Below are 22,971 nucleotides of genomic sequence, written 5' to 3'. Positions count from 1 at the left end.
CGGTCAACGGATCGTGGCCTGTCGCCAGGCGTGCATGATTCCGGTCAGAGGTCGCCGAGGAGCTCGTGAGGAACGAGCGAGCGTCTCGAGGTGCCGCCTACTTGTTCGAGGACTTCGCCCAGAGGTTGATCCCCGACTCCACGGCGTGCTTGTCGATCTTCTTCAGCTCGTCGTCGGTGAAGTCGAGATTGTCCAGCGCACCGAGGTTGTCCTCGAGCTGCTCGACGCTCGAAGCACCCACCAGCACCGATGTCACCCGCTGGTCCCGCAGCACCCACGCGAGGGCGAGCTGCGCCAACGTCTGCCCGCGCTTCTTTGCGATCCGGTTGAGCGACTGCAGGTGCTTGACGGTCTCCTCGGTCAGCATCTTCGGGTCCAGCGACTTGCCTTGCGTCGCCCGCGACCCCTCCGGCACACCCTTGAGATACTTCGACGTGAGCATCCCCTGCGCGAGCGGCGAAAACGCAATGCAGCCAACGCCGTTCACGCCGAGGATCTCCAGCAGGTCCTCTTCCACCCAGCGGTTGATCATCGAGTACGACGGCTGGTGGATCAGCAACGGCGTGCCCATCTCACGCAGGATCCGCACCGCCTCCTGCGTGCGGTCACCGCTGTATGACGAGATCCCGACATACAGCGCCTTGCCCTGACGGACAGCGGTGTCGAGCGCGCCGAGGGTCTCCTCCAGTGGTGTCGTGTCGTCGAAGCGGTGGCTGTAGAAGATGTCGACGTAGTCGACGCCCATCCGCTGCAGCGACTGGTCGAGCGAGGCGAGCAGGTATTTGCGGGAGCCGCCGCCCTGGCCGTAAGGCCCGGGCCACATGTCGTAGCCGGCCTTGGTCGACAGGATCAGCTCGTCGCGGTAGCGCTTGAAGTCCTGGGCGAAGATCGTGCCGAAGTTGCGCTCCGCCGAGCCGTATGGCGGGCCGTAGTTGTTCGCGAGGTCGAAGTGCGTCACACCCCAGTCGAATGCTCGACGCAGGATCGCCCGCTGCCGCTCCAACGGGACGTCGTCGCCGAAGTTGTGCCACAGCCCGAGCGAAAGCGCCGGAAGGTCCAATCCGCTTGTGCCACAACGCCGATAGATCATCGAGCCGTAGCGTGCGCGGTCTGCCTGGTAGTCGTCTGCGTGCTTCGTCACGTCATACATTCAAACATCGCTCGCACCGACTGACGGCTGTCTGCGCGAGTGACGGCGAAATCGGGCCGTCTCTCGCCGAGGAAGCCGTCACTGGGCGATGTGTTGGTTACCTCGGGTTGGATTCGTAAGACGGGCACCGGCGTGGGTAGCATTGGGCCGCTCGCGGGCCCCACGCTCGCGGCACGCCGGTGTAGCTCAGTTGGTAGAGCGCTTCACTTGTAATGAAGATGTCGCGGGTTCGACTCCTGTCACCGGCTCCGTTTCGTCAGTCCTCCTGATCGAGCAGTTGCCGCAACACGTACGGCATGATCCCGCCGTGCCGGTAGTAGTCGGCCTCCCCGGGTGTGTCGATGCGGACCACGGCGTCGAAGCCGGTCTCCGCGCCGGTCGTCGGATGCACCGCCCGCACCTGCACCGTCTCCGGGATCCCGTCGGCCAGCGCGGCGATGCCGGTGATGTCGAAGATCTCCTCACCGGTCAGCCCGAGCGAGTCGGCGCTCTCCCCGTCGGGGAACTGCAACGGCAGCACTCCCATCCCGATCAGGTTCGACCGGTGGATGCGTTCGTACGACTCGGCGATCACCACCTCGACGCCGAGCAGGGTGGTTCCCTTCGCGGCCCAATCCCGCGAGGACCCGGAGCCGTACTCCTTGCCGGCCAGCACCAGCAGCGGCGTCGCGGCGGCACGGTAGTGCTCGCTGGCCTCGAACACCGTTGTGACCGTGGCGTCCTCGCCCTCGCCGACGGTGAAGTCGCGAGTGAAGCCGCCCTCAGTGCCGGGCGCCAACTGGTTGCGCAGCCGGATGTTGGCGAACGTGCCGCGGATCATCACCTGATGGTTGCCGCGGCGCGAGCCGTAGGAGTTGAAGTCGCGCGGACCCACGTCGTGGGCGGTGAGGTAGGCGCCGGCCGGCGAGTCACGCTTGATCGCCCCGGCCGGTGAGATGTGATCGGTGGTGACGCTGTCGCCGAGCTTGAGCAGCACTCGCGCGCCCTGCAGGTCGGTGACCGGCGCCGGCTCGGGCCCCACCCCGTCGAAATAGGGTGGTTGCTGCACGTATGTCGAGGCGTCGTCCCAGGTGAAGGTCTGCCCTTCGGACACGTCGAGGCCGCGCCAGCGCTCGTCCCCGGAGAAGACATCGGCATACCCGTCGGCGAACATCTCCGCCCGCAGGCAGGAGTCGATCACCTCGTTGATCTCCTGCTCGCTCGGCCAGATGTCCCGCAGATGGACCTCCTCGCCGGACTCGTCGGTGCCGATCGGATCGGTGAGCACGTTGACGTGCAGTGTGCCGACCAGCGCGTAGGCGACGACCAGCGGCGGCGAGGCCAGGAAGTTCATCCGGCACTCGGGGTGGATGCGTCCCTCGAAGTTGCGGTTGCCCGACAGCACGGAGCACACGGTCAGGTCGTGCTCCTGCACGGCCGCCGACACCTCCGGGATCAGCGGCCCGGAGTTGCCGATGCAGGTGGTGCAACCGAAACCGACCAGGTTGAAGCCGAGTTTGTCGAGGTACGAGGTCAATCCGGCACGTTCGAGGTAGTCGGTGACCACCCGGGAGCCGGGTGCCAGCGACGTCTTCACCCACGGTTTGCGTGCGAGCCCGCGCTGCACGGCGTTCCGGGCCAGCAGTGCCGCCCCGATCATCACCGACGGGTTGGACGTGTTGGTGCAGGACGTGATCGCGGCGATCACCACGTCGCCGTTGTCGATGCTGCATGCCGACCCGTCGAGCTCGATCTCCGCCGGTGAACTCGGCCAGTCGTGCTGACCGGCGCACGCACAGGGCGAGTGCGGCGCGTCGCGGTCCCGATCGTGGTCGACGGCAACCGGATCGCTCGCCGGGAAGGACTCGGCCGACGCCTCGTCGAGACCGGCCTCGACCGCCTCCGCCTGGCTGCGCCCGGACAGCAGAGAGGCCACTGCGTGCGGGGCGATCCGCAGCGGGATCCGGTCGTGCGGACGCTTGGGTCCGGCGATCGACGGTTCGACGGATCCGAGGTCCAGCTCCAGCACCTGGGAGTAGTCCGGTTCGTGGTCGGGGTCGTGCCACATCCCCTGTTCGCGGGCGTACGCCTCGACCAACCGGATCTGCTGCTCCGGTCGGCCCGTCAGCCGCAGGTAGTCCAACGTCACCTGGTCGATGGGGAAGATCGCACAGGTGGCGCCATACTCCGGGCTCATGTTGCCGATGGTGGCGCGATTGGCCAGTGGCACGTTGGCCACGCCGGGCCCGAAGAACTCCACGAACTTGCCGACCACGCCGGTCCGGCGCAGCAGTTCGGCGACGGTGAGGACCAGGTCCGTCGCGGTGGTGCCGGCCGAGAGCTCGCCGCTGAGTTTCAACCCGAGCACCTGCGGCACCAACATGCTCATGGGTTGCCCGAGCATCGCGGCCTCCGCCTCGATGCCGCCGACACCCCAGCCCAGCACGCCGAGGCCGTTCACCATCGGTGTGTGCGAGTCGGTGCCCACGAGGGTGTCCGGGTATGCCTCCAAGCCGTCCGGGCCCTCCCTGGTGAAGACGACCCGCGACAGATATTCCAAGTTGACCTGGTGACAGATGCCGGTGTCCGGCGGGACGACACTGAAGTCGGTGAACGCCTGTTGGCCCCAGCGCAACAGTTGATAGCGCTCCGCGTTGCGCTCGAACTCCAGCTCGGCGTTGACCCGGAACGCGTCCGGGCGGCCGAACACGTCCGCGATGACGGAGTGATCGATGACCAGCTCGGTGGGGATCAGCGGGTTGATCCTGGCCGGATCGCCGCCGAGCTCGGTGATGGCGTCGCGCATCGCCACCAGGTCGACGACACAGGGCACCCCGGTGAAGTCCTGCATGAGCACGCGCGCCGGGAAGTAGGCGATCTCGCGCCCGTGTGCCGCGGCAGGGTCCCAGCCGGCAACTGCGTCGATGTGCTCTGCGGTGACGTGCCGACCGTCCTGGTGACGCAGCAGGCTCTCCAACAGCACCTTCAGGCTGTAGGGCAACCGCGCGGCGCCCTCCACGCGATCCAGGCGGTGGATCTGATAGCGGGTCTCGCCCACTACCAACGTGTCTCGGGTCTGACTGCTGTCGATGGTCATGAGACCTCCCGTAGGTGCCGCGGTACTCGATGTCTGGTGCTCACGTCATACGCTCCGTCAGCGATTGGCCGCTGTCAGCAGGAATGCGGTGTCGGTCACCGCCTCCACCGAATGTGCTGCGTCCGGCACGACCAGCAGGTCGCCCGCACGCCCTTCCCAGCTGACCTCGCCCGCCCACAACCGCAGGCGACCGGTGATCACCAGCACGGTGGTATCGCCGGGATTGGTGTGCTCGGCCAAGCGGGCGCCGGCCCGCAGCGCGATCACGGTCTGACGCAGCCGCGTCTCGTGTCCGCCGTAGACCGTCCGCGCCGCGCGTCCGCTGCTGACCTCTGCGGCGCGGTGACCCATTTCGCGTGCCATCGCGTCCAAGCTGTGCTTGTGCATGTGCGCTCCTCGGCTGCTGCGCATCCGCTCGGTTCTTCGAACCATACTGCTGCGGCCGCCGAAACGGGCTGGGAGCACGTAGATCTCACCCGGTCAGACACCGGACCGCTGGGGGACCATGAACCGGTCGAGTTGTTGACTCAGGTCCTCCAACGCATGAACAGCCGCTCGTTGGCCGGCGTCCTGCAGGGCCGTGGGTGTCACGCGGCAACTGCCTGTGCCCACCAAGTGGCCCGGTCCCGCGCCGCCGGTGAGCCGGGCGTGCGCCGACGCCGAGCGACCGTCCTCTTCGATGAAAATCGTCACGTTCCAGGTCTCGCTCATCGGCCCCGCACTCCTCATCGCGTCAGCAACTGATGACCACAGTCAAGGGCGAGTCCCCGCGTTGCACCATGGACCAAGGTCCCGACGTCACGCCCTGTCGATGGCGTCATACCCCGAAGATCACCTGTTCACACGTGCTCCAGCCGCCCAGACGACAACCGGAGGAAATCACCAGGCCCGATTGTCCCGACAGCCTCGTGGATCAGACGCCCCGGCAGCTCGTCGCGAAGGCGTCGCCCGGAGACATCAACGTGAGCGTCGACGGTGTCCGGTCGGTGCGGGTTCCATTGATGCGAGACCTCCGTCGGTGCTGCCCGGCAAGATGTGCGGATGGCCGCGATCGACGACGTCCTGCCGCTGGGCACCGAGCTGGAGCGCTCCTATCCTGTCCACGTGCGCGGCAGGCTGAAGTTCCGCGTCGGGCAGATCGTGTATGTCGCATTCTCCTCAGACGAGACCGTGATGGGCTTCGGCTTCCCCAAGGAAGAGCGGGCAGCGCTCGTCGCGAGTGACCCGGACACGTTCAAGCTGCCATCTGCGTCGGACTTGCGCTTCAACTGGGTCCACGCCCAGCTGGCACGGCTGGACCCGTCCGAGGCCCGCGAGTTCGTCGTCGACGCCTGGCGGATGGTGGTGCCCCAAAAGCTTTCCCGGGCCTATGATCTCGCTCATCCCGACGGCCCGGGGCCGGCGTGATCGGCCGCGGCCGGTCAGTGGGGGCGCCGTGCCCGACCCGAGCGCCGCCATCGTCACGTCAGCGGGGCCTCAGCTGTCAACTCTGCGGGTCTCGAGTTCGATGACGGTCACCGGCTCCGCAACGACCGTCTCCTCCAGGACGCCACGTCGTATGACGAAGGCCCACACGCCGAGGGCGAGGGCCGCCGACACCGTCATACCTGCAGACATCGCCCCCAGCGTCGCGCCGCGCACGGACAGCACCGGGCCGACGACCGCCCCGGCGAGGTACTGCAGCGACCCGAGGAGCGCTGACGCCATACCGGCGTTGCGGCTGTGTCGCAGGAGCGCGAGAGCGGTCGCAGTCGGCATGACGATGCCCACCGACCCGACGGCGATGACGAGCGACGGCAGCAACCCGACCAGCCCGAGATGCACTGCGGCGCTTGCCGATCCGACGAGGCAGGCGGCGGTCATCACGGCCAGCCCCACGCCGAGCACGGCGGGCATGGAGTGGCGGCGGAGCAGCACCTGGCTGACCCGGCTGCCGACGATGATCGCGGTGGAGTTTATCGCGAAGACGGCGCTGAACTCGCCTGCCGACAGCCCGAACCCGTCCTGCAGCACGAAACTGCTCAGCGAGATGTAGGTGAACAGCATCGCGCTGGCCAGCGCGAGCACACCGGTCGACCCGAGGAACAGGCGATCGCGCGCGACCTCCCGAGCCGCCCGGGCGACCCCGCCCAATGCACCGCGCTGCCGCAACGCCGGCGGCAACGTCTCGGGGAGGGCGAGGACCGTCAGCCACCCGATGATCACGCCGATCACGGTGAGCACCCCGAACAGCCCGCGCCACGGCATCACGTGCAACAGCGCTCCCCCGATGAGCGGCGCGAGCACCGGTGCCAGACCGTTGACGACCATCAACAGCGAGAAGACGTCGGCGATGTGCTCGTCGGGGTAGGCATCGCGCACGATCGCCCGGGCGATCACCAGCCCGGCCGCGCCGCACAGGCCCTGGACGAAGCGCGCGACGATCAGCACACCGATGGTTGGCGCGAGGGCGCACACGATCGACAGCACCACGAAGCCGGCCAGCCCGACCAGCAGTGGCCGGCGCCGCCCGATCCGGTCACTGATCGGTCCCACGAGCAACTGACCCACCGCCAGCCCGGCGAGCGACCCGGACAGCGTCAACTGCGCGGCCCCTGCCGTGGTCGTGAGGTCGTCCGCGATCCGCGGCAGCGACGGCAGATAGAGGTCGAGCGAGAGCGGTCCGAACGCCGACAACAGCCCCAGCGCCACGATGGCGGCACGCGGCCGCCGCGCCAGCCGATCCGAGTTGATTATCTGCACATAATTATTTTTGCATAATCTCGACTATGCTGCGAGCCATGCCCGATGACGAGTTGCTCGCCGATTTCGCCGACCTGGTCCTCAACGTCGGCCGGCTGATCCGGGCGCACATACCGGCCGCCACGGAGCTGGTCACGCTGAACGAGACCGAACGTCAGGTCATGCGGCTGATCGACCTGCATCCAGGCTGCTCCCCCAGCGACATCGCGGCCCGCGGCCGGCTGCAGCGCACCAACGTCAGCGCCGCGCTACGCAGCCTCGAAGCCAAGGAGATGATCACCCGAGCCACCAGCGGTCGGCAGGTCAGCGTCACGCCGACCCGACTGGCCGAGACGAACCTGCTGGCACTGCGCGCCGCCTGGGGCACCGAGCTTGCGCACACGTTGGACGCGGACCGCGAAACCCTGCGCCGATGCACCGAATTGCTCCGCGGGCTCGAGCAGCGGTTGATCGAGCCCCCGGACTGAGCGGGCAAGCCGCCGGTCCCGGGACCAATGGCCCTACTCACCCCGTCACCGACGATCGACGCTCGAAACCATGAAGGCATCCACCCACCCCCGCACCGAAGACCTCTCCCCCGCCGAGTGCCTCGCGCTGCTCGAGACGGCACCGCTCGGCCGGCTCGGCGTCGTCGTCGGTGGGCGACCCGAGATCTACCCGGTGAACCACCTCGTCCACGACGGCGCCGTCCTCTTCCGCACCGGCTCCGGCACCAAGCTCGACGGCGCGATCGGACAGCCGGTCGCCTTCGAGGTGGACGGCTACGACACGTTCACCAAGACCGCCTGGAGTGTGCTGCTCACCGGCGTCGCCGAGGAGATCGAGCAGGTGCACGAAATCCTCGATCTGATGCGGTTGCCGGTGTTCCCGTGGGAGCCGGGCGCCAAACCACACCTGGTGCGGATCCAGCCCGACACGATCAGCGGCCGCGAGTTCCCGGCCGTCGACATGCCGGGCGCGGACTAGCCCTCCTGCCGGCCGCCGCGCACCCGCACCCGGCGACCGGTCACCGTGCCCGGCTCGATCCGCAGGAAGAACGGCTTCGGGCCGCCCTGCCAGGGGAAGATCGGCAGCTGCAACGCGTCGATCGTCTCGTGCAGACCGTCCACCGACCGCGCGATGCCCTTGACGACGACACTCCACGCCTCGGCGCGGGCGGCGTCATACCCGTCGATCTCGAAGGCGACGACGTGGTGATCGGCGCCGCGCAGTTTGGTGCCCACACCGGTCCGGATCACGATGGTGCCGTGGTCGACGACGTGGTTGACCGGGAACACGTCCGGCTCGCCGTCGATGACGACGGCCAGCCGGCCGACGGGCGCGGAGCGCGCCAGCGCCCAGCACTCGGAGACGGTCAGTTCGATGGTGTCTGTGTTGCTGCTCGTGATGTTCATGCTCCGACGATGCCGAGCACGCCACGGGCGTCACAGGGTCATTGGTCCCGGTTTCGCCGCGGGCTGTGCGTCGCCGCGAACACCGCCGCCTGGGTCCGGCGCTCCATGCCGAGTTTGCCGAGCAGCGAGGTCACGTAGTTCTTCACGGTCTTCTCGGCCAGGTGCAGTGCCTGCGCGATCTGCTTGTTGGTCATCCCGTCGGCGATGTGCTCCAGGATCCGCCGCTCCTGCGGGGTCAGCAGCCGCAACCGGTCATCGACCGCGTCAGGTGCCTGCCAGGTCTCGCGCAACTTCTCGATCTCGTTCTGGCGCAGCAGATTCCGGCCCTCGGCCACCGCTCGCACCGCATCGGTCAGGCTGGGCCCCTTGATGTCCTTGAGCAGATAGCCGGATGCGCCGGCGAGCACCGCCGCCTGCAGCGCACGCGCGTCGTTGTACGACGTGAAGATCAACGCACGCATGGTCGGCAGTGCCGACCGGGCGTCCCGGCACACGTCGATCCCGGAGCCGTCCGGCAGCCGCACGTCCAGCAGCGCGACGTCCGGCCGGGAGATGACGATCTCGCGCAACGCGTCGGCAGCGGTGCCGGCCTCACCGACGACGGTGAAGTCCGGCTCCGCACTGAGCAGATCGCGGATGCCGCGACGCACCACCTCGTGGTCGTCGAGCAGGAAGATCCGGATCGTCATCGGCTGCCCACCCCCTCCGCGGCGCCGGCCGGCACGAGCGGCACCCGCCAGCACAGCTCGGTGCCGACCGGGACGGCCGGCCGGACCGTGAGGGATCCGCCACGGCGCAGTGCCCGGTCCGACAGGTTGCCCAGTCCGCTGCGACGAACCCCGGGTGGCATGCCAGTCCCGTTGTCGCACACCGTGATCGCCAACTCATCGGCACACTCGATGCGGACCACCGCCTCGTCCGCTCCGGCGTGCCGGGCCACGTTGGACAGGGCCTCCCGCACGACCGCGAGCATGTCGGACGCGAGGTCGGGGGGCAGTCGGTCGAGCGGTCCTCGCACGTCGACCTGCGGCGGGTAGCCGAGCACGTCGGTCAGGTCGGCGATCAGGGCTGCCACCGCATCGGACACCGTCGCCGGCTGCACGTCGTGCAGCTCGAAGATCGCGTGCCGGATGTCCTTGATCGCCCGATCCAACTCGTCCACGGCATCGTCCACTCGGGCTCGCACCGTCGGGTGGGTGGCCAGGTGACTGGCAGCCTGCAGGGACAGCCCGGTCGCGAAGAGGCGCTGGATGACGTGGTCGTGCATGTCGCGGGCGATCCGGTCCCGGTCCTCCAGCAGCACCAGTCGGGACCGGTCGCGCTGGGCACGGGCGGCCGTCAGGGCCAGCCCGGTCTGATCGGCGAGCCGGGCAAGCAACTCGGTCATCTCGTCCGCGACGGACCAGGAGTCGTGGCTCCACGCCACGACCAGCACGCCGACGTCCTCGGTGCCGACCACCACCGGCAGCACAGCGATCTCGCCGTGCTCGACGCCCAGGACCGTGTCCAGCTCCCCCAGCAGCCCGTCGCCCAGCCGCGTCGGCGGCGGGCCGCCCTCCGCGAGCAGCACCGGCTCACCGGCCTGCACCAGGTTGCGCCAGCCGGGCGCGGTGAGCTCGATGTGCGTCGTGCAGTCGCACGCCCCGCCACAGGTGACGACCCGCAGGCTGCCCATCCCGTCGTGCAGCGCGACGAATCCTTTTCTGGCGTAGGAGTGTTCGACCGCCGCCTCGACCAGGAAGCGCATCGCGTCCTCCTCGTCGGAGCCTTCCAGCAGCCGTTGGCTGAGCTCGCTGGTGGTCTCCACCCAGGCCCGCTGCCGTCGGCTCCGCTCGTAGAGGCGCGCGTTGTCGATCGCGATGCCGGCCGCCGCCGCGAGCGCCACCAGCGTCGTCTCGTCGTCGGCCGTGAACTCGCCGCCGCCGGCCTTCTCGGTCAGGTAGATGTTGCCGAACACCTCGTCCCGGATGCGGACCGGCGCCCCGAGGAAGGTGTGCATCGGCGGGTGCTCCGGCGGGAAGCCGTAGCTCGCCGGGTGCGCCGACAGGTCGGGCAGCCGCAGCGGGCGCGGCTCGCGGATCAGCAGCCCGAGCACGCCCTTGCCGTGCGGCAGGTCGCCGATCGCGGCCCGCTCCTGCGGACTGACCCCGCGGGTGACGAACTCCGCCAGCCGCTCGCGGTCCCGGTCGAGGACGCCGAGAGCGCCATACCGCGCATCGACCAGCTCACAGGCGACCCGCACGATCCGCTCCAGCACGTCGCTCAGGTCGAGGTCGGCGGTGACCGCCACCACGGCATCGAGCAGATGGGCGAGCCGCTCCTGCGAGCGACTGGACGCCTCGGCCCGTGCTCGGAGCTCACCGATGAGATCGTCCAGATCGAGCGCCGACGGCGTCACCAGTGAGCGCGTCTCGTCCGGACCTTGGTCGCGGCTCGACATGCTCCAAGTGTATGTCGAGCGACGACACGGCCGACCGGGTTCCGGGACCTTCGGCCCTGCCCGCGCGTCGACCGTTCGCCGAGGCTGAGGGCGAAGCCACAACCAGGAGGTGTCTGATGACCACCACAATCCCGCAGCACGCGATCGTCGTCGGTGTCGACGGGTCCCCCCAGGCATGGGAGGCGCTGCGCTGGGCCGCCGACCGCGCAGCGGTGACCTCGCGCCCGCTGCACCTGATGCACGCCGGCGGACGCTTGGCCGAGGCGTTCGACCTGACGCCCAGCCGGCCGCCGATCGACGCGGTCTGCAACGAGGCCCTCGGCCGGGTCCGGGGCGACCACCCGGAGCTGCCGGTCACCTGGTCGCAGCCGATCGACTCGCCGATCCCGGCGCTGGTCGACGCGTCCGACATCGCGAGCGAGATCGTGCTCGGGACACGCGGATTGGGCGCCGTTCGCGGTGCCGTGCTCGGGTCGGTCACCACGGAGGTGTCCGCGACCGCGAACTGCCCGGTGATGGTGGTGCGCGGCGATCCGGTGGACGGGAAGAGCACCGGGCCGGTGGTCGTCGGCGTCGACGGCCGGCCGGATGGTGTCGCGGCCCTGGACTTCGCGTTCGAGGACGCCGCCCGTCGTGGCGTCCCGCTCGTCGCGGTCCTCGCGTGGCAACTCGACCGATGGGACTTCGCCAGCGGCATCCCGATGCCCGGCGGTGACATGAAGGCCGCGCACGAGCACCACCTGGCCACGTTGCAGCAGACGCTGGCCGAGCCCCGGTCGCGTCATCCGAAGGTCGAGGTCCGCACGGTCGTGGAGTGCGCGCCCACCGCCGGCTCGCTGGCGCAGCAGAGCGTCGGCGCATCGCTGCTCGTCGTGGGCACGCGAGGGCATCGCGAGCTCACCGGTTTCGTGCTCGGGTCGGTCAGCCAGGCGATGATGCGGCGCGCCGCCTGCCCGGTGGCCGTCGTCGCGCACGTCCACGCCGAGCAACCGACGGCCACCGACGGCAAGCAGCACAGCGCCGTCTGACGAACCCCGAGCCGGTGGCCCGGCACGAGGAGCGTGCGGGCTGTGGACAGGATTCACCGGAAACGTTCAGGAAATTTTTTCCACCATTGGACTCCTATCGGGTGGAGGATCGAACGTCGCTGTTCCATCGTCGGGACAGGACGCTCGAAGGAGTCATCAATGCGTACAACGCTTTTCGGTGCCCTCGCAGCAGCAGCTCTTTGTGTCGGTGCCACCACACCGGCCCTGGCCGCCGCCCCTGGCCACCCTTCGCAATCCCCGTCCTCCGGTTGCCGTCTGGCGAACGGAATCAAGCACGTCGTCCAGATCGATTTCGACAACGTGCACCTCACCCGTGACAACCCGAACGTCGCGAGCGATCTGGAGCAGATGCCGGCCCTGCTGAACTTCATGAAGAGTCAGGGCGTCGTGATGACGAACACGCACGACGACCTGGTGCACACCGGCACCACCATGATCTCCAACGCGACCGGACTCTATCCGGACCGCAACGCGATCACCCAGTCCAACAGCGGTGACTTGTATGACGCGACCGGCACGCCGGTCGGCTACTCGTCCTTCTCCTACTGGACCGACAAGCTGACGACGTTCAGCGGCAGCACGACGAGCCGCTACAACCTCGACTACCTGCCCTCACGCACCGCGCCCGCACCGGCACAGAGCATCAACGTGCCGGCACCGTGGACGCCGTTCACCGAAGCCGGCTGCAACGTCGGCGAGGTCGGCAGCCCCAACACCGTGCTGGAGAACACCGGCAGCGACGTCACCACCGTCTTCGGCGCCGACTCACCGCAGGCGGCCGAGGCCAAGGCGGACCCGGTCAAGGCACAGGCCGACATGGTCGGCCTCGCGGTGCACTGCGCCAAGGGCGCGTCGTTGTGCGCCGGTGGCCAGCAGGACATCCTGCCCGACGAGCCGGGCGGGTATGCCGGATACCGGGCGCTCTTCGGCAACGCACAGATCCAGCCACGGATCAGCCCGGACGGGCCGGTGCGCGCGACCGACGGCTCGGTCATCGCCGACAGCGCCGGCAACCCCGGCTTCCCGGGCTTCGACTCGGAGACCGCCGCCAATTCGCTCGGCTACACCGCACAGCTGCTGGAGAACGGCGTGCAGGCGGTCAACCTCTACATCTCGGACGTGCACGGTGATCACACCGCCGCGGACACCGGCGACATGGGGCCCGGGGAGCAGACGTACGAGGAGCAGCTCGCGGCATACAACTCGGCGTTCGCGGCGTTCTTCGCCCGGCTCGCCAAGGACGGCATCACCGCACAGAACACGCTGTTCACCGTCACCACCGACGAGGGCGACCACTTTGCGGGTAGCGCGCCGACACCGGCGAACTGCACTGGGGTTGCTGGCAATTACTGCAGCTACGCCACCCGCTCGGAGGTGAACGTGAACCTTCCGGGACTGCTCGCGACACAGCGCGGCAACACCACCTCGTTCGGCATCCACTCCGACCCGGCGCCGGCGATCTGGCTGAACGGCAACCCCGACCGTGCCTCGGACGTGGCCCGCAGGTTCGGGCGCGATCTCGGCGCCCTGCGCATCACCAACCCGTACACCGGCAAGACCGAGCCCGTCGCCTACGACATCGCCGACCCGGTCGAGGAACAGATCCTGCACTTCGTCAGTGCCGACCCCGCGCGCACGCCGAGCCTCACCGCGTTCTCCGGTGAGGACTCGTATGTCGGCAGCGGCCAACCGAACTGCAACCTGTCTTGCGTCTACACGACCGACGCCGGATACGCCTGGAATCACGGCAGTTACTGGCCGGACATGCAGGACATCTGGGCAGGGTATGTCGGCCCGGGCATCGCGGCCCGCGGGACGGACAGCACCTTTACCGACCAGGTCGACATGCGTCCGACCGTGCTGTTGCTCACCGGGTTGCAGGACCGCTACCAGGTGGACGGTGTGCCACTGCTGCCGATCCTGGCGGACTCGGTCCTGTCCCCCGCTGCCCGAGCGCACCGGTCGCAGCTGACCAGCGCCGAGGCGGCATACAAGCAACTGGTGGCGCCGACCGGCACGTTCGCGATGACCACGCTGAAGGCCTCGACCGCGGCGATCGAGAGTGACAGCGCGAACGACGTGGACTACACCACGACCGAAAACGCTCTGCGGGCAGTCGGATCCGCGCGCGACGCCACCGGGCAACAGCTCGCGGGCGTCATCCTCGGCGCCACCGAGACGCACGGCCGCCAGCGGATCGGGCAACTCGGCAAGCTGACGGCCGCGGCGGGCCGACTGGAGGCACGCGCCGCGGCCATCGGCTGACCCCGTGATCCGGGCCGGCTCAGTAGGGCCGGCTCGGCTCGACCTGTGGTGGGTACTCCTCCTCCGGGTCGCCGTCGACGGGGATCGACTGCTCGATCACATCAACCTCGTCGGCCTCGATCGTCGGATCCGTCCCGTCGCCGGGACCGCTTCGTCGTTCGTGAAGTTGCGCCGAGATCGCCCGGATCCGGCGTTGCAGCCGGGCCACCTCGGGGTTCGCGCCATACCCGGCAGCGCGCTCGCCGCGGAGGCGGTCCTCCGCGCGGGTGAGCTCGGCGAGCAACTCCCGGATCGTCATGGTTCTCAGGTCGGTCGGGTTTTGCAGGTCTGCGGTCATGATGCACCTCGCTGGTGGTGGCCGGGCGTCTCGGACGACATACGAGAGGAAGAGAAGGACCGTGCCGAGGGCGCCCGGCCACCGCTGTCAACCAACGGTCAGTGTTGTTGCCTGCTCACTCGCCTCCTTCCGAATGCCCTTGCGATGACTGGGTCCCCGACGTCACGAGATGCTGTTTGCCGTCCTGCCCGTGCGCAACCTTGATCTGCCGCGGCTTGGCCCGCTCGTGCAACGGGATCGTCAGGTTGAGCACGCCGTTGTCGTAGCTGGCGGAGATCCGCTCGGTGTCGATGTCATCCCCGAGACTGATCTGACGGCGGTAGACACCGGCGAACCGCTCACTGGTGATCCACTGGACGTCCTCCTCCGGTGGCGGGGTCCGGTGTGCCGTGAGAGTGAGCACGCCGCGATCCACGTTGACGTCGATGCTGCCGGGGTCCATGCCGGGCAGATCGGCGTGCAAGACGTAGTGGTCCTCGACACGGTAAAGGTCGATCGGCATGAATTGCGGCGATCGGACGGAGCCGGCCCGCATGCCCAACAGATTGCGGGCAAGGGCGTCGAAATCAGAAATCGAGTCAGAGCGCATAGCAACCTCCAACGTTTCAAAGGCCGCCACCGGGCCACCCGGAGGCGACCGACTGCGAATTCCTACGACAGGAAATTTAGCACTCTCAGCCGGAGAGTGCCAAGGGGTATGACGGCCGTTCACCGGTTGCCGGGGTCACCCGCCGTGGTGCGGTGCGATGTGACGGCGTCGCCGTCGAAGAGGGTGTGGATGCCGTCCAACCGGTCGGGTCGCACCAGCACCGTCACCTGGTCACCGGCCGCGAGTTGCACCGCGCCGAGGCCCAGCAGCATGGCGTCACCGCGGCGGACCGCGACCACGATCACGCCGTCCGGCAGCACCTGTTCGTCGAGCCGGCGTCCGATCAGCGGCGACCCCGGCCCGACGACGACGTCCTGGATTCCGGCACTCGAGGCGACCCGCGACATACGCCGGGCATCGGCGCGCAGGGCACGGTGATAGGCACGCACGATGTCGCTGAACGCCAGGATCCCCTGGACCCGCCGCTCGTCGTCCAGCACGGTCAGCCAGTGCACGGTGGCCGGCAGCGCGTCCATCGCCTGGTCCAGTGTGGCGGTGGTGTCGACCGACGGAGCGGTCGCGTCGACCCGTCGGCGCAACGGGGAGTTCGGGTCCTTGCGTGCCGGCTCGGCCAGGTCGGACAGCGCCACCGTGCCCAGAACCGGTCCTGCGCGTCGAGCACCGGGGCACCCGGAATGCCCTGCCGGGCAAGACGTTCCACGGCGACCTCCAGCGCGTCGTCGTCGTGCAGGACCAGCCGCGGCACCGCCATGGCGTCAGCGACCGGCACCCGCCCCAACAGCGGCAGTCCCTGCTTGAGTCGCGCTCCGGTGGCCTCCTCACGGTTGGCCAGCTGGGAGCGGTAAGTGGTCTTGTCGAAGTGCCGCACGATGAGGTAGGCGATGCCGACGGCGACCATCGCCGGAGCCAGGATCGTCAGGTTGCCGGTCATCTCCGCANGGCCAGCTGGGAGCGGTAAGTGGTCTTGTCGAAGTGCCGCACGATGAGGTAGGCGATGCCGACGGCGACCATCGCCGGAGCCAGGATCGTCAGGTTGCCGGTCATCTCCGCAACCATCAGCATGATCGCCAGCGGTGCGCGGGCGATGCTGCCGAAGCACGCCATCATCCCGACGATGACGAACGGCGCCGGGCTGTGCGGCACGCCCGGCGCGAACATCTCCAGCACCCGCCAGACGGCCGCACCGGTGAACCCGCCGATGACCATGCCAGGGCCGAAAATGCCTCCGGATCCTCCGGATCCGATGGAAAGGGCCGTGGCCACGATCCGCGCGAACGGCAGCAGCAGGATGGTCCACAGCGGTATGCCGAGCAGGCCCTCCCTGCTCAGTGAGATCTGCACCCACCCGTAGCCGGTGCCCAGCACCTGCGGGATCGCCAGTGCGAGCAGACCGACCAGCAGTCCGCCGGCAGCCGGCTTGACGACGCCGCCGCCGGGCAGCTTCTTGATGAAGTCGGCGATGCCGTAGAACGTGGTGCTGTAGGCCAACCCGACCAGGCCGGCGACGACGCCGATGACCGCGAACCATGCCAACTGCACCGGCTGGTCGAACTGGTAGCCGGCGGCGGCATACCCGAACATCGGCGAAAAACCTTCGGCCAGACCGAAAACCGTGTAGGCCACGATGGAGGTGACCAGGCCGGGCACGAGCGCCTCGACCTCGAAGTCGTCCTTGTAGACAATGTCCGCGGCGAGCACTGCGCCGCCCAGCGGAGCGCCGAAGATGGCGCCGATGCCCGAGCCGATGCCGACCGACACGGCGATCCGCCCGTCCTCGGCGTTCAGGTCGAGAGTGCGGGCCAGCAGGGAGCCGAAGCCGGCGGAGATCTGCGCCGTCGGACCCTCCCGGCCCCCCCGATCCTCCGGACCCGATGGTGATGGCCGAGGTGATCATCTTGACCACGACGGCACGTGCGCGGATCATCCGCGGGTTGCGGTGCACGGCGTCGATCGCGGCGTCCGTGCCGTGCCCCTCGGCCTCGGGCGCCAGTTTGGTCACGAGCAGCCCGGACAGCAGGCCACCGAGCGCCACCACCAATGGCACGGCCCACCAGCGCGTGTAATGACCCGTGCCGTGGCCACCTCCTTCGGCCGCCGCCGTCGGCACGACATACCCGCCGATGTCCTCCAGGAGCAGGTGACCCGCCGTCTGCAACGCGACGAAGAAGGCGACCGCGCCCAGGCCGGCAATGACCCCGATGACGGCGCCGAGCACGACCCACTTCTGCAGGTAACTGCTGCGCCGGACCCAGCCACCGGCAGCCGCGCCGGCGGAGCGCAACTGCGTCTGGACGACGGTCATGACCGCTTCCGCTCGCGGCTCGGCTTCCCGGACGTGGGTCCCAGACGGCGCGACGCACGCGTGCGGTCGCTGCCGTGTGCGGCCTGCACCAACAGGCCGAGCGCCTCGGCGAGCTCGGCCTGCGCGTCCGCCGGGATGCTCTTGAGCAGCCGGTTGATCTCGCGCTTGCGTTGCCGGGTGCTCTGGGCGATGAGCGCCCGCCCTTCGGGTCGCAGCGTGAGGGTCATCTGCCGCCGGTTCTCGCTGTCGACCACCCGGTCGACCAACTCCTTGGCAACCAAGCGGTCGCACATCCGGGTCGCCGTCGAGGGCACCACGCCCAGCGCCTCCGCGAGTTGCGCGACAGTCATCGAGGTGTGGATGTCGATCAGCACCAGCGCGCGGAACTGCGGCAGCGTGACCTCCGGATCGAGATTCGCGAGGGCGCCCGCCGCGACAGCGACGAAGACCCGGTTCGCCGCCAGGACGGCGTCGACGATGTCGGCCTGACCGGCAAGCATGCTGGCGGCGTCGTCGTCGGCCAGCTCCGCATCGATGGACTCGGACACGGGGACGAGGTCGTCGCTCATGCAGGACAGCATAGAGCAACTGTTGCAGTGTGCATGTGTTGTGGATTCAGAGTCGGCTCAGCTTCGCGTGCGACCCTTGCGTCATGCAGCGATTGCCTATGGCACTGGTTGGATCGGTGGCCGTGCTCGGGCTGGCCGGTTGCTCGTCCGGCTCCGCCGGCGGCACGTCCTCCCCAATGAATCCAGCTCCTTCATCGCTGAAATCCATTGGCACCCCGCTGGACTCAACGATCCCGGCGTCGATTCGCAAACTCCCGTTCACCGACACCGACGGCAAACAGGTGAGTCTGGCCGATCTCACCGGCCGCATCGTCGTCCTCTCGGACGTGATGACGTTGTGCCAGGAGACCTGCCCGATCGACACCGCCACCGTGGTGCAGACCGCGCGCGCCGAGGAGAGCACCAGCAAGCCACCGGTGTTCATCTCGCTCACCGTGGACCCGCAGCGGGACACGACGACGCAGTTGCGCGCCTACCGCAAGCTCTTCACCGACCCACCACCCGACTGGCAGGCCTGGACCGGCAGCGCGCAGAACGTCAACAAGCTGTGGGACTACCTCGGGGTATGGCGCAAACGGGTGCCGAACGACCCCGGCCCCGCACCGCACAACTGGCGCACCGGGGCCAAGCTCACCTACGACGTGCAGCACTCCGACGAGGTGTTCTTCCTCGACCCGCGCGGCCACGAGCGGTTCGTGCTGGAGGGCACGCCATACGCCACGAAAGGCACTGTGCCGCAAGAGTTGCGGCACTTCATGAACGACGAGGGCCGCAAGAACCTCGCCGATCCGGAGCCGACCGCGTGGACCAAGGCGCAGGCCGAGACGGTCATCCGGTCGTTGCGGTCGTGAGGCTCGTGACATGAGGCGGACATGACCGGCACGCCCAACAGTCCGATGTTCGACGTCACCGGACCGATGTGGATGCCGATGGCGCCGCCGACCTGGCCGCGCTTCCTGGCCTGGCACCCGCAGCCCGTGCCGATCCTGCTCGTCCTGGCGGTCCTGGTCGCGGCTCTTTACGCCTGGGGCGTGGTCCGCCTGCACCGCCGCGGCGACAGGTGGCCGGTCGGGCGCAGCATCTGGTTCGCCTGCGGCATCGCGTCGTTCGTGTTCATGATCGGCACCGGCATCAACGGCTACGGGATGGAGCTGTTCAGCGTGCACATGGTGCAGCACATGACGCTGAACATGGTCACCCCGATCCCCTTGCTGCTCGGACGGCCGACGACACTGGCGCTGCGCGCCATACCTGCTCGGTCGCGGGCGCACCGCGTCCTGGTCCGCGTGCTGGGCAGCCGGTTCGCCGCGGTGGTGACGGCGCCGGCGTTCACCATCCCGCTGTTCATCCTCACTCTCTACGGCCTCTACTTCACCCCGGTGATCGACTGGCTGATGGGCAACTGGCTCGGGCACGACGCGATGCTGGTGCACTTCCTGCTCACCGGTTATCTGCTCTTCTGGCCGATCCTCGGCCTGGACCCATCGCCGCACCGGCAGCGCCCGGCGGTGCGGCTCATCGAGGCGTTCCTGCCGATGCCGTTCCACGCGTTCTTCGGCGTCGCCGTCATGGGTATGACGACCCTGCTCACCCGCTGCTTCGCCGACCCACCGATGTCCTGGCACCTGGACACCGTGCACGACCAGCAGGTCGGCGGCGCGATCGCCTGGGGCTTCACCGAATTGCCGAACCTCGCCGTGGTGCTGACACTCGCCGTGGTGTGGGCCGCGAGCAGCAAACACGAAGCGCTGCGGCACGATCGCTCGGAGAACCGCACCGACGATGCCGAGCTGCGCGCGTACAACGAGTGGCTGCACAACCTCCGGTAGACCCCCTCCCCCTCCGCCGAGAGCCGGCCCCCCTCGCCGAGAGGACACGAAACAGATCGGGCGGACACGGGAATTCGCTCGATCGGGGCCGGTTTGCGTGTCCTCTCGATGCGTAATGTGTCCTGTCGGCGTGTGGGGAAGCGGATGCGCGGGGCGCGGGGATGAGTAGGGCGTCACTCGGCGTCCTCGGACTCGTGCATGTAGGGGTAGAGCTGGCCACGATTTTCGTCCACCTGCAGGGTGCGACCGGCGAACGGGAAGGCCCGCTGCGGGCACGCCGGCCGCTCGCACACCTTGCACCCCATGCCGATCTGCGCGCGGAACGCCCGGTCCTGCAGATCGAGACCGGTCGAGTAGACGGTCTGCGGTGCGTAGCTGAGGTCACACCCCAGACCGACCGCGAAGGTCTTGCGTGGAGAACGGAACCCGGCTCCCCCGCTGCTGACGGTCCGGGCGATCCACAGGTAGGCCCGCCCGTCCGGCATCTCGGCAATCTGCCGCAGCACCTGGCCCGGGCGGGTGAACGCGTCATACACCGTCCACAGCGGGCAGGTGCCGCCTGTGCGGGAGAAGTGGAACGGCGTGGCCGACTGTCGCTTGGAGATGTTGCCCGCACGATCGACGCGCACCAGCGCGAAAGGGATGCCCGAATCATCAGGCCGCTGAAGGGTGTTCAGCCGATGACACACTGTCTCGAAGCCGACGTCGAACTCCTCCGACAACATCTCGAGGTCGTAGCGCAGCCGACGTGCAGCGGTCAGGAAGCTGCGGTAGGGCAGCAGCAGGGCACCGGCGAAATAGCTCGCCAGCCCGATCCGTGTCAGCCGGGTCGTGACCTCGTCGGTGTATGGCGCCGTGCGCAGGTATGCCGCGATCTGCTCCTCCATCGTCAGCAGCGCGACCTGGCTGGCCAGCTGGAAGGCCTTCTGTGCGGGCCGCAGCTCGGCGGCGACCACCAGCAGGCGCTTCTCCGGGTCGAAGAGACGTTGGCTGTGCAGGACCTGACGCGGGCGCTCGGCGACCTCGACGCCGTGCTCCTCGAGGTAGCGCCGGACCTGCTCGTATCGGGTGCGCGGCTGCAGGTCCAGCCGGGCAGCCAGCTCCTCGGCGCCGCGGTCGAGGGTGTCGAAGTAGTTGCGGTGCAACGCAATGAAGTCGCGCACCGCTTCAAACGGCATCACCGGCCCGACATCGTCACCGCGATCACCGCCGAGGCGCAGCTCGAGCGCCTCGATCCGCTCCCGGTCGGCGTTGCGGCCGTTGGCCAGGCTGAGCAACGACGCAGCGACACCGGGCAACTGATCGGCGACGAGCCGCACCTCCGCCAGTGACAACGCACGCAGCTCCGGGTGCTCGGCGAAGCTGTCGACGAGTGCGGCAGCCGTCCGTGCCCGCGGGTCGATCGTCAGCTGCTGCACGTCGATGTCCAGCACCCCGGCGATGCGGGTGCGCAGCTGCGGCGTCAGCACGCGGGTGTTGTGCTCGATCTGGCTGAGGTAACTGGCCGAGATCGAGCACCGCCGCGCCAGCGCAGCCCCCGTCATCCCTGCTTCCTCGCGGGCTCGTCGCACCACGAATCCGGCATACTCGCCTGTCGCCATACCGCCATGTTTGCAAACTTCACATCGCCGTGGGCGAAACTGCCGCAAATTCGCACCACTCCGCTGGTATTGGCAGTGTGCCGGGTTGTTTATCTTGTTAAGGAGAACGGAGATCCCGAACCCCTGAGGAGTTGCCATGGCCGAAGCCGCCACCAAACCCAAGCACAAGAAGTCCGTTGCCCTCTCCGGAGTCGCGGCCGGCAACACCGCGCTGTGCACCGTCGGCCAGCGAGGCAACGACCTGTCCTACCGCGGCTACGACATCAACGACCTCGCCGAGAACTGCAGCTTCGAAGAGGTCGCGCACCTGCTGATCCACGGCGCGCTGCCGACCGCCGCGCAGCTGGACAACTACAAGGCACAGCTGAAGGCCAAGCGCGCACTCCCCCTCGCCGTGCGCCAGGCGCTCGAGGCACTCCCCGCCGCAAGCCACCCGATGGACGTCATGCGGACCGGCGTCTCGGCACTCGGTTGCACGCTTCCGGAGAAGGACGACCACAACGCTGCGGACGCCCGCGACATCGCCGACCGGCTGATCGCCTCGCTCGGCTCGATGCTCCTCTACTGGTTCCACTGGACGCACAGCGGCAAGCGCATCGACGTCGAGACCGACGACGACTCGATCGGCGGCCACTTCCTGCACCTGCTGCACGGCACCGAGCCGACCGACGAGCAGGTCAAGGCGATGCACGTCTCGCTCAACCTGTATGCCGAGCACGAGTTCAACGCCTCCACGTTCACCGCTCGCGTCATCGCCGGCACCGGCTCGGACATGTATTCCGCGATCACCGGCGCGATCGGCGCCCTGCGCGGTCCGAAGCACGGCGGCGCCAACGAGGTGGCGCTCAACATCCAGCAGCGCTACGCCACTCCGGACGAGGCCGAGGCCGACATCCGCGAGCGCGTTGCCAACAAGGAGGTCGTGATCGGCTTCGGGCACCCCGTCTACACCACGGGCGACCCGCGCAACAAGATCATCAAGCAGGTTGCCAAGGACCTGTCCAAGGGCAGCGGTGACGAGCGCCTCTTCGCCGTTGCGGAGCGCATCGAGTCGGTCATGTGGGACGCCAAGAAGATGTTCCCGAACCTCGACTGGTTCAGCGCCGTCAGCTACCGCGCACTGGGTGTGCCGACCGACATGTTCACCCCGCTGTTCGTCATCTCCCGCACCACGGGTTGGGCGGCGCACGTGCTCGAGCAGCGTGCCGACAACAAGATCATCCGTCCGAGCGCCAACTACATCGGCCCGGAGGACCAGAAGTTCGTCCCGCTCAAGGACCGCAAGTAGCAACCCATGCTGGTCGAGCATCGAGACCACACAACCAAGCTGGTCGAGTAGGGCGAGCCGCTAGGCGAGCCCGTATCGAGACCACACAACCAAGCTGGTCGAGTAGGGCGAGCCGCTAGGCGAGCCCGTATCGAGACCACACAACCAAGCTGGTCGAGTAGGGCGAGCCGCTAGGCGAGCCCGTATCGAGACCACACAACCAAGCTGGTCGAGTAGGCCGGAGCGCTAGCGGAGGCCGTATCGAGACCGCGGTTTCGATACGCTCCTCCGCTCCGGCACCCCACGAAGTTCCTCCCCCGCTACGCTCCTCCGGATACTT

21 protein-coding genes, 1 tRNA gene and 2 pseudogenes are annotated in these 22,971 nt (G+C 68.4%); 9 read left to right on the top strand and 15 right to left on the bottom strand.

The window, feature by feature from the left end; translation table 11 throughout:
* Positions 1 to 97 precede the first annotated feature (97 nt).
* Complete coding sequence (gene mgrA, locus ACSZL9_RS15270) at positions 98 to 1,141, bottom strand: L-glyceraldehyde 3-phosphate reductase (protein WP_446666358.1); 1,044 nt, start codon at positions 1,139 to 1,141, stop codon at positions 98 to 100.
* Positions 1,142 to 1,325: 184 nt separating this feature from the next.
* On the opposite strand from mgrA, the gene ACSZL9_RS15265 reads away from it, so the two are divergent.
* Positions 1,326 to 1,398, top strand: a tRNA-Thr gene (locus ACSZL9_RS15265).
* Positions 1,399 to 1,406: 8 nt separating this feature from the next.
* On the opposite strand, the gene acnA is transcribed toward ACSZL9_RS15265, so the two are convergent.
* The 3 genes from acnA to ACSZL9_RS15250 form a co-directional block, all read right to left on the bottom strand.
* Positions 1,407 to 4,226, bottom strand: coding sequence for an aconitate hydratase AcnA (gene acnA / locus ACSZL9_RS15260; protein ID WP_446666357.1), 2,820 nt, complete (start codon positions 4,224 to 4,226; stop codon positions 1,407 to 1,409).
* A gap of 57 nt (positions 4,227 to 4,283) precedes the next feature.
* Positions 4,284 to 4,613: a cupin domain-containing protein gene (locus tag ACSZL9_RS15255; RefSeq protein WP_446666356.1), complete on the bottom strand. Its 330-nt coding sequence runs from the start codon at positions 4,611 to 4,613 to the stop codon at positions 4,284 to 4,286.
* Positions 4,614 to 4,706: 93 nt separating this feature from the next.
* Positions 4,707 to 4,937, bottom strand: a complete 231-nt coding sequence (locus ACSZL9_RS15250; protein ID WP_446666355.1) for a dsRBD fold-containing protein — start codon at positions 4,935 to 4,937, stop codon at positions 4,707 to 4,709.
* A 330-nt stretch (positions 4,938 to 5,267) separates the two neighbouring features.
* Between ACSZL9_RS15250 and ACSZL9_RS15245 the strand changes: the two genes are divergently transcribed.
* Positions 5,268 to 5,633, top strand: coding sequence for an MmcQ/YjbR family DNA-binding protein (locus ACSZL9_RS15245; protein ID WP_446666354.1), 366 nt, complete (start codon positions 5,268 to 5,270; stop codon positions 5,631 to 5,633).
* Between the two features lie 69 nt (positions 5,634 to 5,702).
* Here ACSZL9_RS15245 and ACSZL9_RS15240 read toward each other — a convergent pair whose 3' ends face one another.
* On the bottom strand, positions 5,703 to 6,968 hold the full coding sequence (locus tag ACSZL9_RS15240; protein ID WP_446666353.1) for a multidrug effflux MFS transporter: 1,266 nt from the start codon (positions 6,966 to 6,968) through the stop codon (positions 5,703 to 5,705).
* Between the two features lie 38 nt (positions 6,969 to 7,006).
* Between ACSZL9_RS15240 and ACSZL9_RS15235 the strand changes: the two genes are divergently transcribed.
* Entirely contained in the window at positions 7,007 to 7,435 is a 429-nt protein-coding gene (locus ACSZL9_RS15235) for a MarR family winged helix-turn-helix transcriptional regulator (RefSeq protein ID WP_446666352.1), read from the top strand.
* A 70-nt stretch (positions 7,436 to 7,505) separates the two neighbouring features.
* Entirely contained in the window at positions 7,506 to 7,934 is a 429-nt protein-coding gene (locus tag ACSZL9_RS15230) for a pyridoxamine 5'-phosphate oxidase family protein (protein WP_446666351.1), read from the top strand.
* Here the strand turns inward: ACSZL9_RS15230 and ACSZL9_RS15225 are convergent.
* From ACSZL9_RS15225 to ACSZL9_RS15215, 3 genes are read right to left on the bottom strand one after another with little or no spacing between them, the layout of a single operon-like run.
* Positions 7,931 to 8,362, bottom strand: a complete 432-nt coding sequence (locus tag ACSZL9_RS15225; protein WP_446666350.1) for a pyridoxamine 5'-phosphate oxidase family protein — start codon at positions 8,360 to 8,362, stop codon at positions 7,931 to 7,933. The two genes, ACSZL9_RS15230 and ACSZL9_RS15225, sit on opposite strands and share 4 nt — an antisense overlap.
* A gap of 38 nt (positions 8,363 to 8,400) precedes the next feature.
* Positions 8,401 to 9,051, bottom strand: coding sequence for a response regulator (locus tag ACSZL9_RS15220; protein ID WP_446666349.1), 651 nt, complete (start codon positions 9,049 to 9,051; stop codon positions 8,401 to 8,403).
* Entirely contained in the window at positions 9,048 to 10,802 is a 1,755-nt protein-coding gene (locus ACSZL9_RS15215; protein ID WP_446666348.1) for a GAF domain-containing protein, read from the bottom strand. Before ACSZL9_RS15215 ends, ACSZL9_RS15220 begins: the two co-directional genes overlap by 4 nt.
* A 116-nt stretch (positions 10,803 to 10,918) precedes the next feature.
* Here ACSZL9_RS15215 and ACSZL9_RS15210 point away from each other — a divergent pair, with 116 nt between their 5' ends.
* Complete coding sequence (locus ACSZL9_RS15210) at positions 10,919 to 11,830, top strand: universal stress protein (protein ID WP_446666347.1); 912 nt, start codon at positions 10,919 to 10,921, stop codon at positions 11,828 to 11,830.
* 159 nt (positions 11,831 to 11,989) lie between these two features.
* A complete protein-coding gene (locus ACSZL9_RS15205; protein ID WP_446666346.1) occupies positions 11,990 to 14,116 on the top strand; it encodes a hypothetical protein in 2,127 nt (708 codons plus the stop codon).
* A gap of 19 nt (positions 14,117 to 14,135) precedes the next feature.
* On the opposite strand, the gene ACSZL9_RS15200 is transcribed toward ACSZL9_RS15205, so the two are convergent.
* The 6 genes and pseudogenes from ACSZL9_RS15200 to ACSZL9_RS15175 form a co-directional block, all read right to left on the bottom strand.
* Positions 14,136 to 14,453 carry a hypothetical protein gene (locus tag ACSZL9_RS15200; RefSeq protein WP_446666345.1) on the bottom strand — a complete coding sequence of 106 codons (318 nt, stop codon included), beginning with the start codon at positions 14,451 to 14,453 and terminating at the stop codon, positions 14,136 to 14,138.
* Between the two features lie 115 nt (positions 14,454 to 14,568).
* Positions 14,569 to 15,042, bottom strand: coding sequence for an Hsp20/alpha crystallin family protein (locus ACSZL9_RS15195; protein ID WP_446666344.1), 474 nt, complete (start codon positions 15,040 to 15,042; stop codon positions 14,569 to 14,571).
* Positions 15,043 to 15,161: 119 nt separating this feature from the next.
* The gene (locus tag ACSZL9_RS15190; protein ID WP_446666343.1) at positions 15,162 to 15,578 is read right to left on the bottom strand and encodes a TrkA C-terminal domain-containing protein; all 417 of its coding nucleotides are present in this window, start codon (positions 15,576 to 15,578) and stop codon (positions 15,162 to 15,164) included.
* A 424-nt stretch (positions 15,579 to 16,002) separates the two neighbouring features.
* Positions 16,003 to 16,902, bottom strand: a pseudogene (locus ACSZL9_RS15185) (chloride channel protein); the annotation flags it as partial.
* A gap of 25 nt (positions 16,903 to 16,927) precedes the next feature.
* A pseudogene (locus ACSZL9_RS15180) lies at positions 16,928 to 17,365 on the bottom strand (chloride channel protein); the annotation flags it as partial.
* Complete coding sequence (locus ACSZL9_RS15175) at positions 17,362 to 17,934, bottom strand: MarR family winged helix-turn-helix transcriptional regulator (protein ID WP_446666342.1); 573 nt, start codon at positions 17,932 to 17,934, stop codon at positions 17,362 to 17,364. The gene ACSZL9_RS15175 and the pseudogene ACSZL9_RS15180, both read right to left, overlap by 4 nt.
* 83 nt (positions 17,935 to 18,017) lie before the next feature.
* On the opposite strand from ACSZL9_RS15175, the gene ACSZL9_RS15170 reads away from it, so the two are divergent.
* Both ACSZL9_RS15170 and ACSZL9_RS15165 read left to right on the top strand, forming a co-directional pair.
* Positions 18,018 to 18,785: an SCO family protein gene (locus ACSZL9_RS15170; protein WP_446666341.1), complete on the top strand. Its 768-nt coding sequence runs from the start codon at positions 18,018 to 18,020 to the stop codon at positions 18,783 to 18,785.
* 21 nt (positions 18,786 to 18,806) lie between these two features.
* Entirely contained in the window at positions 18,807 to 19,763 is a 957-nt protein-coding gene (locus ACSZL9_RS15165; RefSeq protein ID WP_446666340.1) for a cytochrome c oxidase assembly protein, read from the top strand.
* A 173-nt stretch (positions 19,764 to 19,936) separates the two neighbouring features.
* Here ACSZL9_RS15165 and ACSZL9_RS15160 read toward each other — a convergent pair whose 3' ends face one another.
* Positions 19,937 to 21,364 carry a helix-turn-helix domain-containing protein gene (locus ACSZL9_RS15160; RefSeq protein ID WP_446666339.1) on the bottom strand — a complete coding sequence of 476 codons (1,428 nt, stop codon included), beginning with the start codon at positions 21,362 to 21,364 and terminating at the stop codon, positions 19,937 to 19,939.
* Between the two features lie 136 nt (positions 21,365 to 21,500).
* On the opposite strand from ACSZL9_RS15160, the gene prpC reads away from it, so the two are divergent.
* Complete coding sequence (prpC, locus tag ACSZL9_RS15155; RefSeq protein ID WP_446666338.1) at positions 21,501 to 22,652, top strand: bifunctional 2-methylcitrate synthase/citrate synthase; 1,152 nt, start codon at positions 21,501 to 21,503, stop codon at positions 22,650 to 22,652.
* Positions 22,653 to 22,971 lie beyond the last annotated feature (319 nt).

The organism is Flexivirga sp. B27 (assembly GCF_052905685.1).
This window is presented reverse-complemented; position numbering and strand designations above follow the sequence as displayed.

Excerpts from the sequence above, each read along its gene's own strand:
- acnA (WP_446666357.1), bottom strand. The coding sequence starts at position 4,226 with ATGACCATCGACAGCAGTCAGACCCGAGACACGTTGGTAGTGGGCGAG.
- ACSZL9_RS15255 (WP_446666356.1), bottom strand. The coding sequence starts at position 4,613 with ATGCACAAGCACAGCTTGGACGCGATGGCACGCGAAATGGGTCACCGC.
- ACSZL9_RS15250 (WP_446666355.1), bottom strand. The coding sequence starts at position 4,937 with ATGAGCGAGACCTGGAACGTGACGATTTTCATCGAAGAGGACGGTCGC.
- ACSZL9_RS15245 (WP_446666354.1), top strand. The coding sequence starts at position 5,268 with ATGGCCGCGATCGACGACGTCCTGCCGCTGGGCACCGAGCTGGAGCGC.
- ACSZL9_RS15235 (WP_446666352.1), top strand. The coding sequence starts at position 7,007 with ATGCCCGATGACGAGTTGCTCGCCGATTTCGCCGACCTGGTCCTCAAC.
- ACSZL9_RS15230 (WP_446666351.1), top strand. The coding sequence starts at position 7,506 with ATGAAGGCATCCACCCACCCCCGCACCGAAGACCTCTCCCCCGCCGAG.
- ACSZL9_RS15225 (WP_446666350.1), bottom strand. The coding sequence starts at position 8,362 with ATGAACATCACGAGCAGCAACACAGACACCATCGAACTGACCGTCTCC.
- ACSZL9_RS15220 (WP_446666349.1), bottom strand. The coding sequence starts at position 9,051 with ATGACGATCCGGATCTTCCTGCTCGACGACCACGAGGTGGTGCGTCGC.
- ACSZL9_RS15215 (WP_446666348.1), bottom strand. The coding sequence starts at position 10,802 with ATGTCGAGCCGCGACCAAGGTCCGGACGAGACGCGCTCACTGGTGACG.
- ACSZL9_RS15210 (WP_446666347.1), top strand. The coding sequence starts at position 10,919 with ATGACCACCACAATCCCGCAGCACGCGATCGTCGTCGGTGTCGACGGG.
- ACSZL9_RS15205 (WP_446666346.1), top strand. The coding sequence starts at position 11,990 with ATGCGTACAACGCTTTTCGGTGCCCTCGCAGCAGCAGCTCTTTGTGTC.
- ACSZL9_RS15200 (WP_446666345.1), bottom strand. The coding sequence starts at position 14,453 with ATGACCGCAGACCTGCAAAACCCGACCGACCTGAGAACCATGACGATC.
- ACSZL9_RS15195 (WP_446666344.1), bottom strand. The coding sequence starts at position 15,042 with ATGCGCTCTGACTCGATTTCTGATTTCGACGCCCTTGCCCGCAATCTG.
- ACSZL9_RS15190 (WP_446666343.1), bottom strand. The coding sequence starts at position 15,578 with ATGGACGCGCTGCCGGCCACCGTGCACTGGCTGACCGTGCTGGACGAC.
- ACSZL9_RS15175 (WP_446666342.1), bottom strand. The coding sequence starts at position 17,934 with ATGAGCGACGACCTCGTCCCCGTGTCCGAGTCCATCGATGCGGAGCTG.
- ACSZL9_RS15170 (WP_446666341.1), top strand. The coding sequence starts at position 18,018 with ATGCAGCGATTGCCTATGGCACTGGTTGGATCGGTGGCCGTGCTCGGG.
- ACSZL9_RS15165 (WP_446666340.1), top strand. The coding sequence starts at position 18,807 with ATGACCGGCACGCCCAACAGTCCGATGTTCGACGTCACCGGACCGATG.
- ACSZL9_RS15160 (WP_446666339.1), bottom strand. The coding sequence starts at position 21,364 with ATGGCGACAGGCGAGTATGCCGGATTCGTGGTGCGACGAGCCCGCGAG.
- prpC (WP_446666338.1), top strand. The coding sequence starts at position 21,501 with ATGGCCGAAGCCGCCACCAAACCCAAGCACAAGAAGTCCGTTGCCCTC.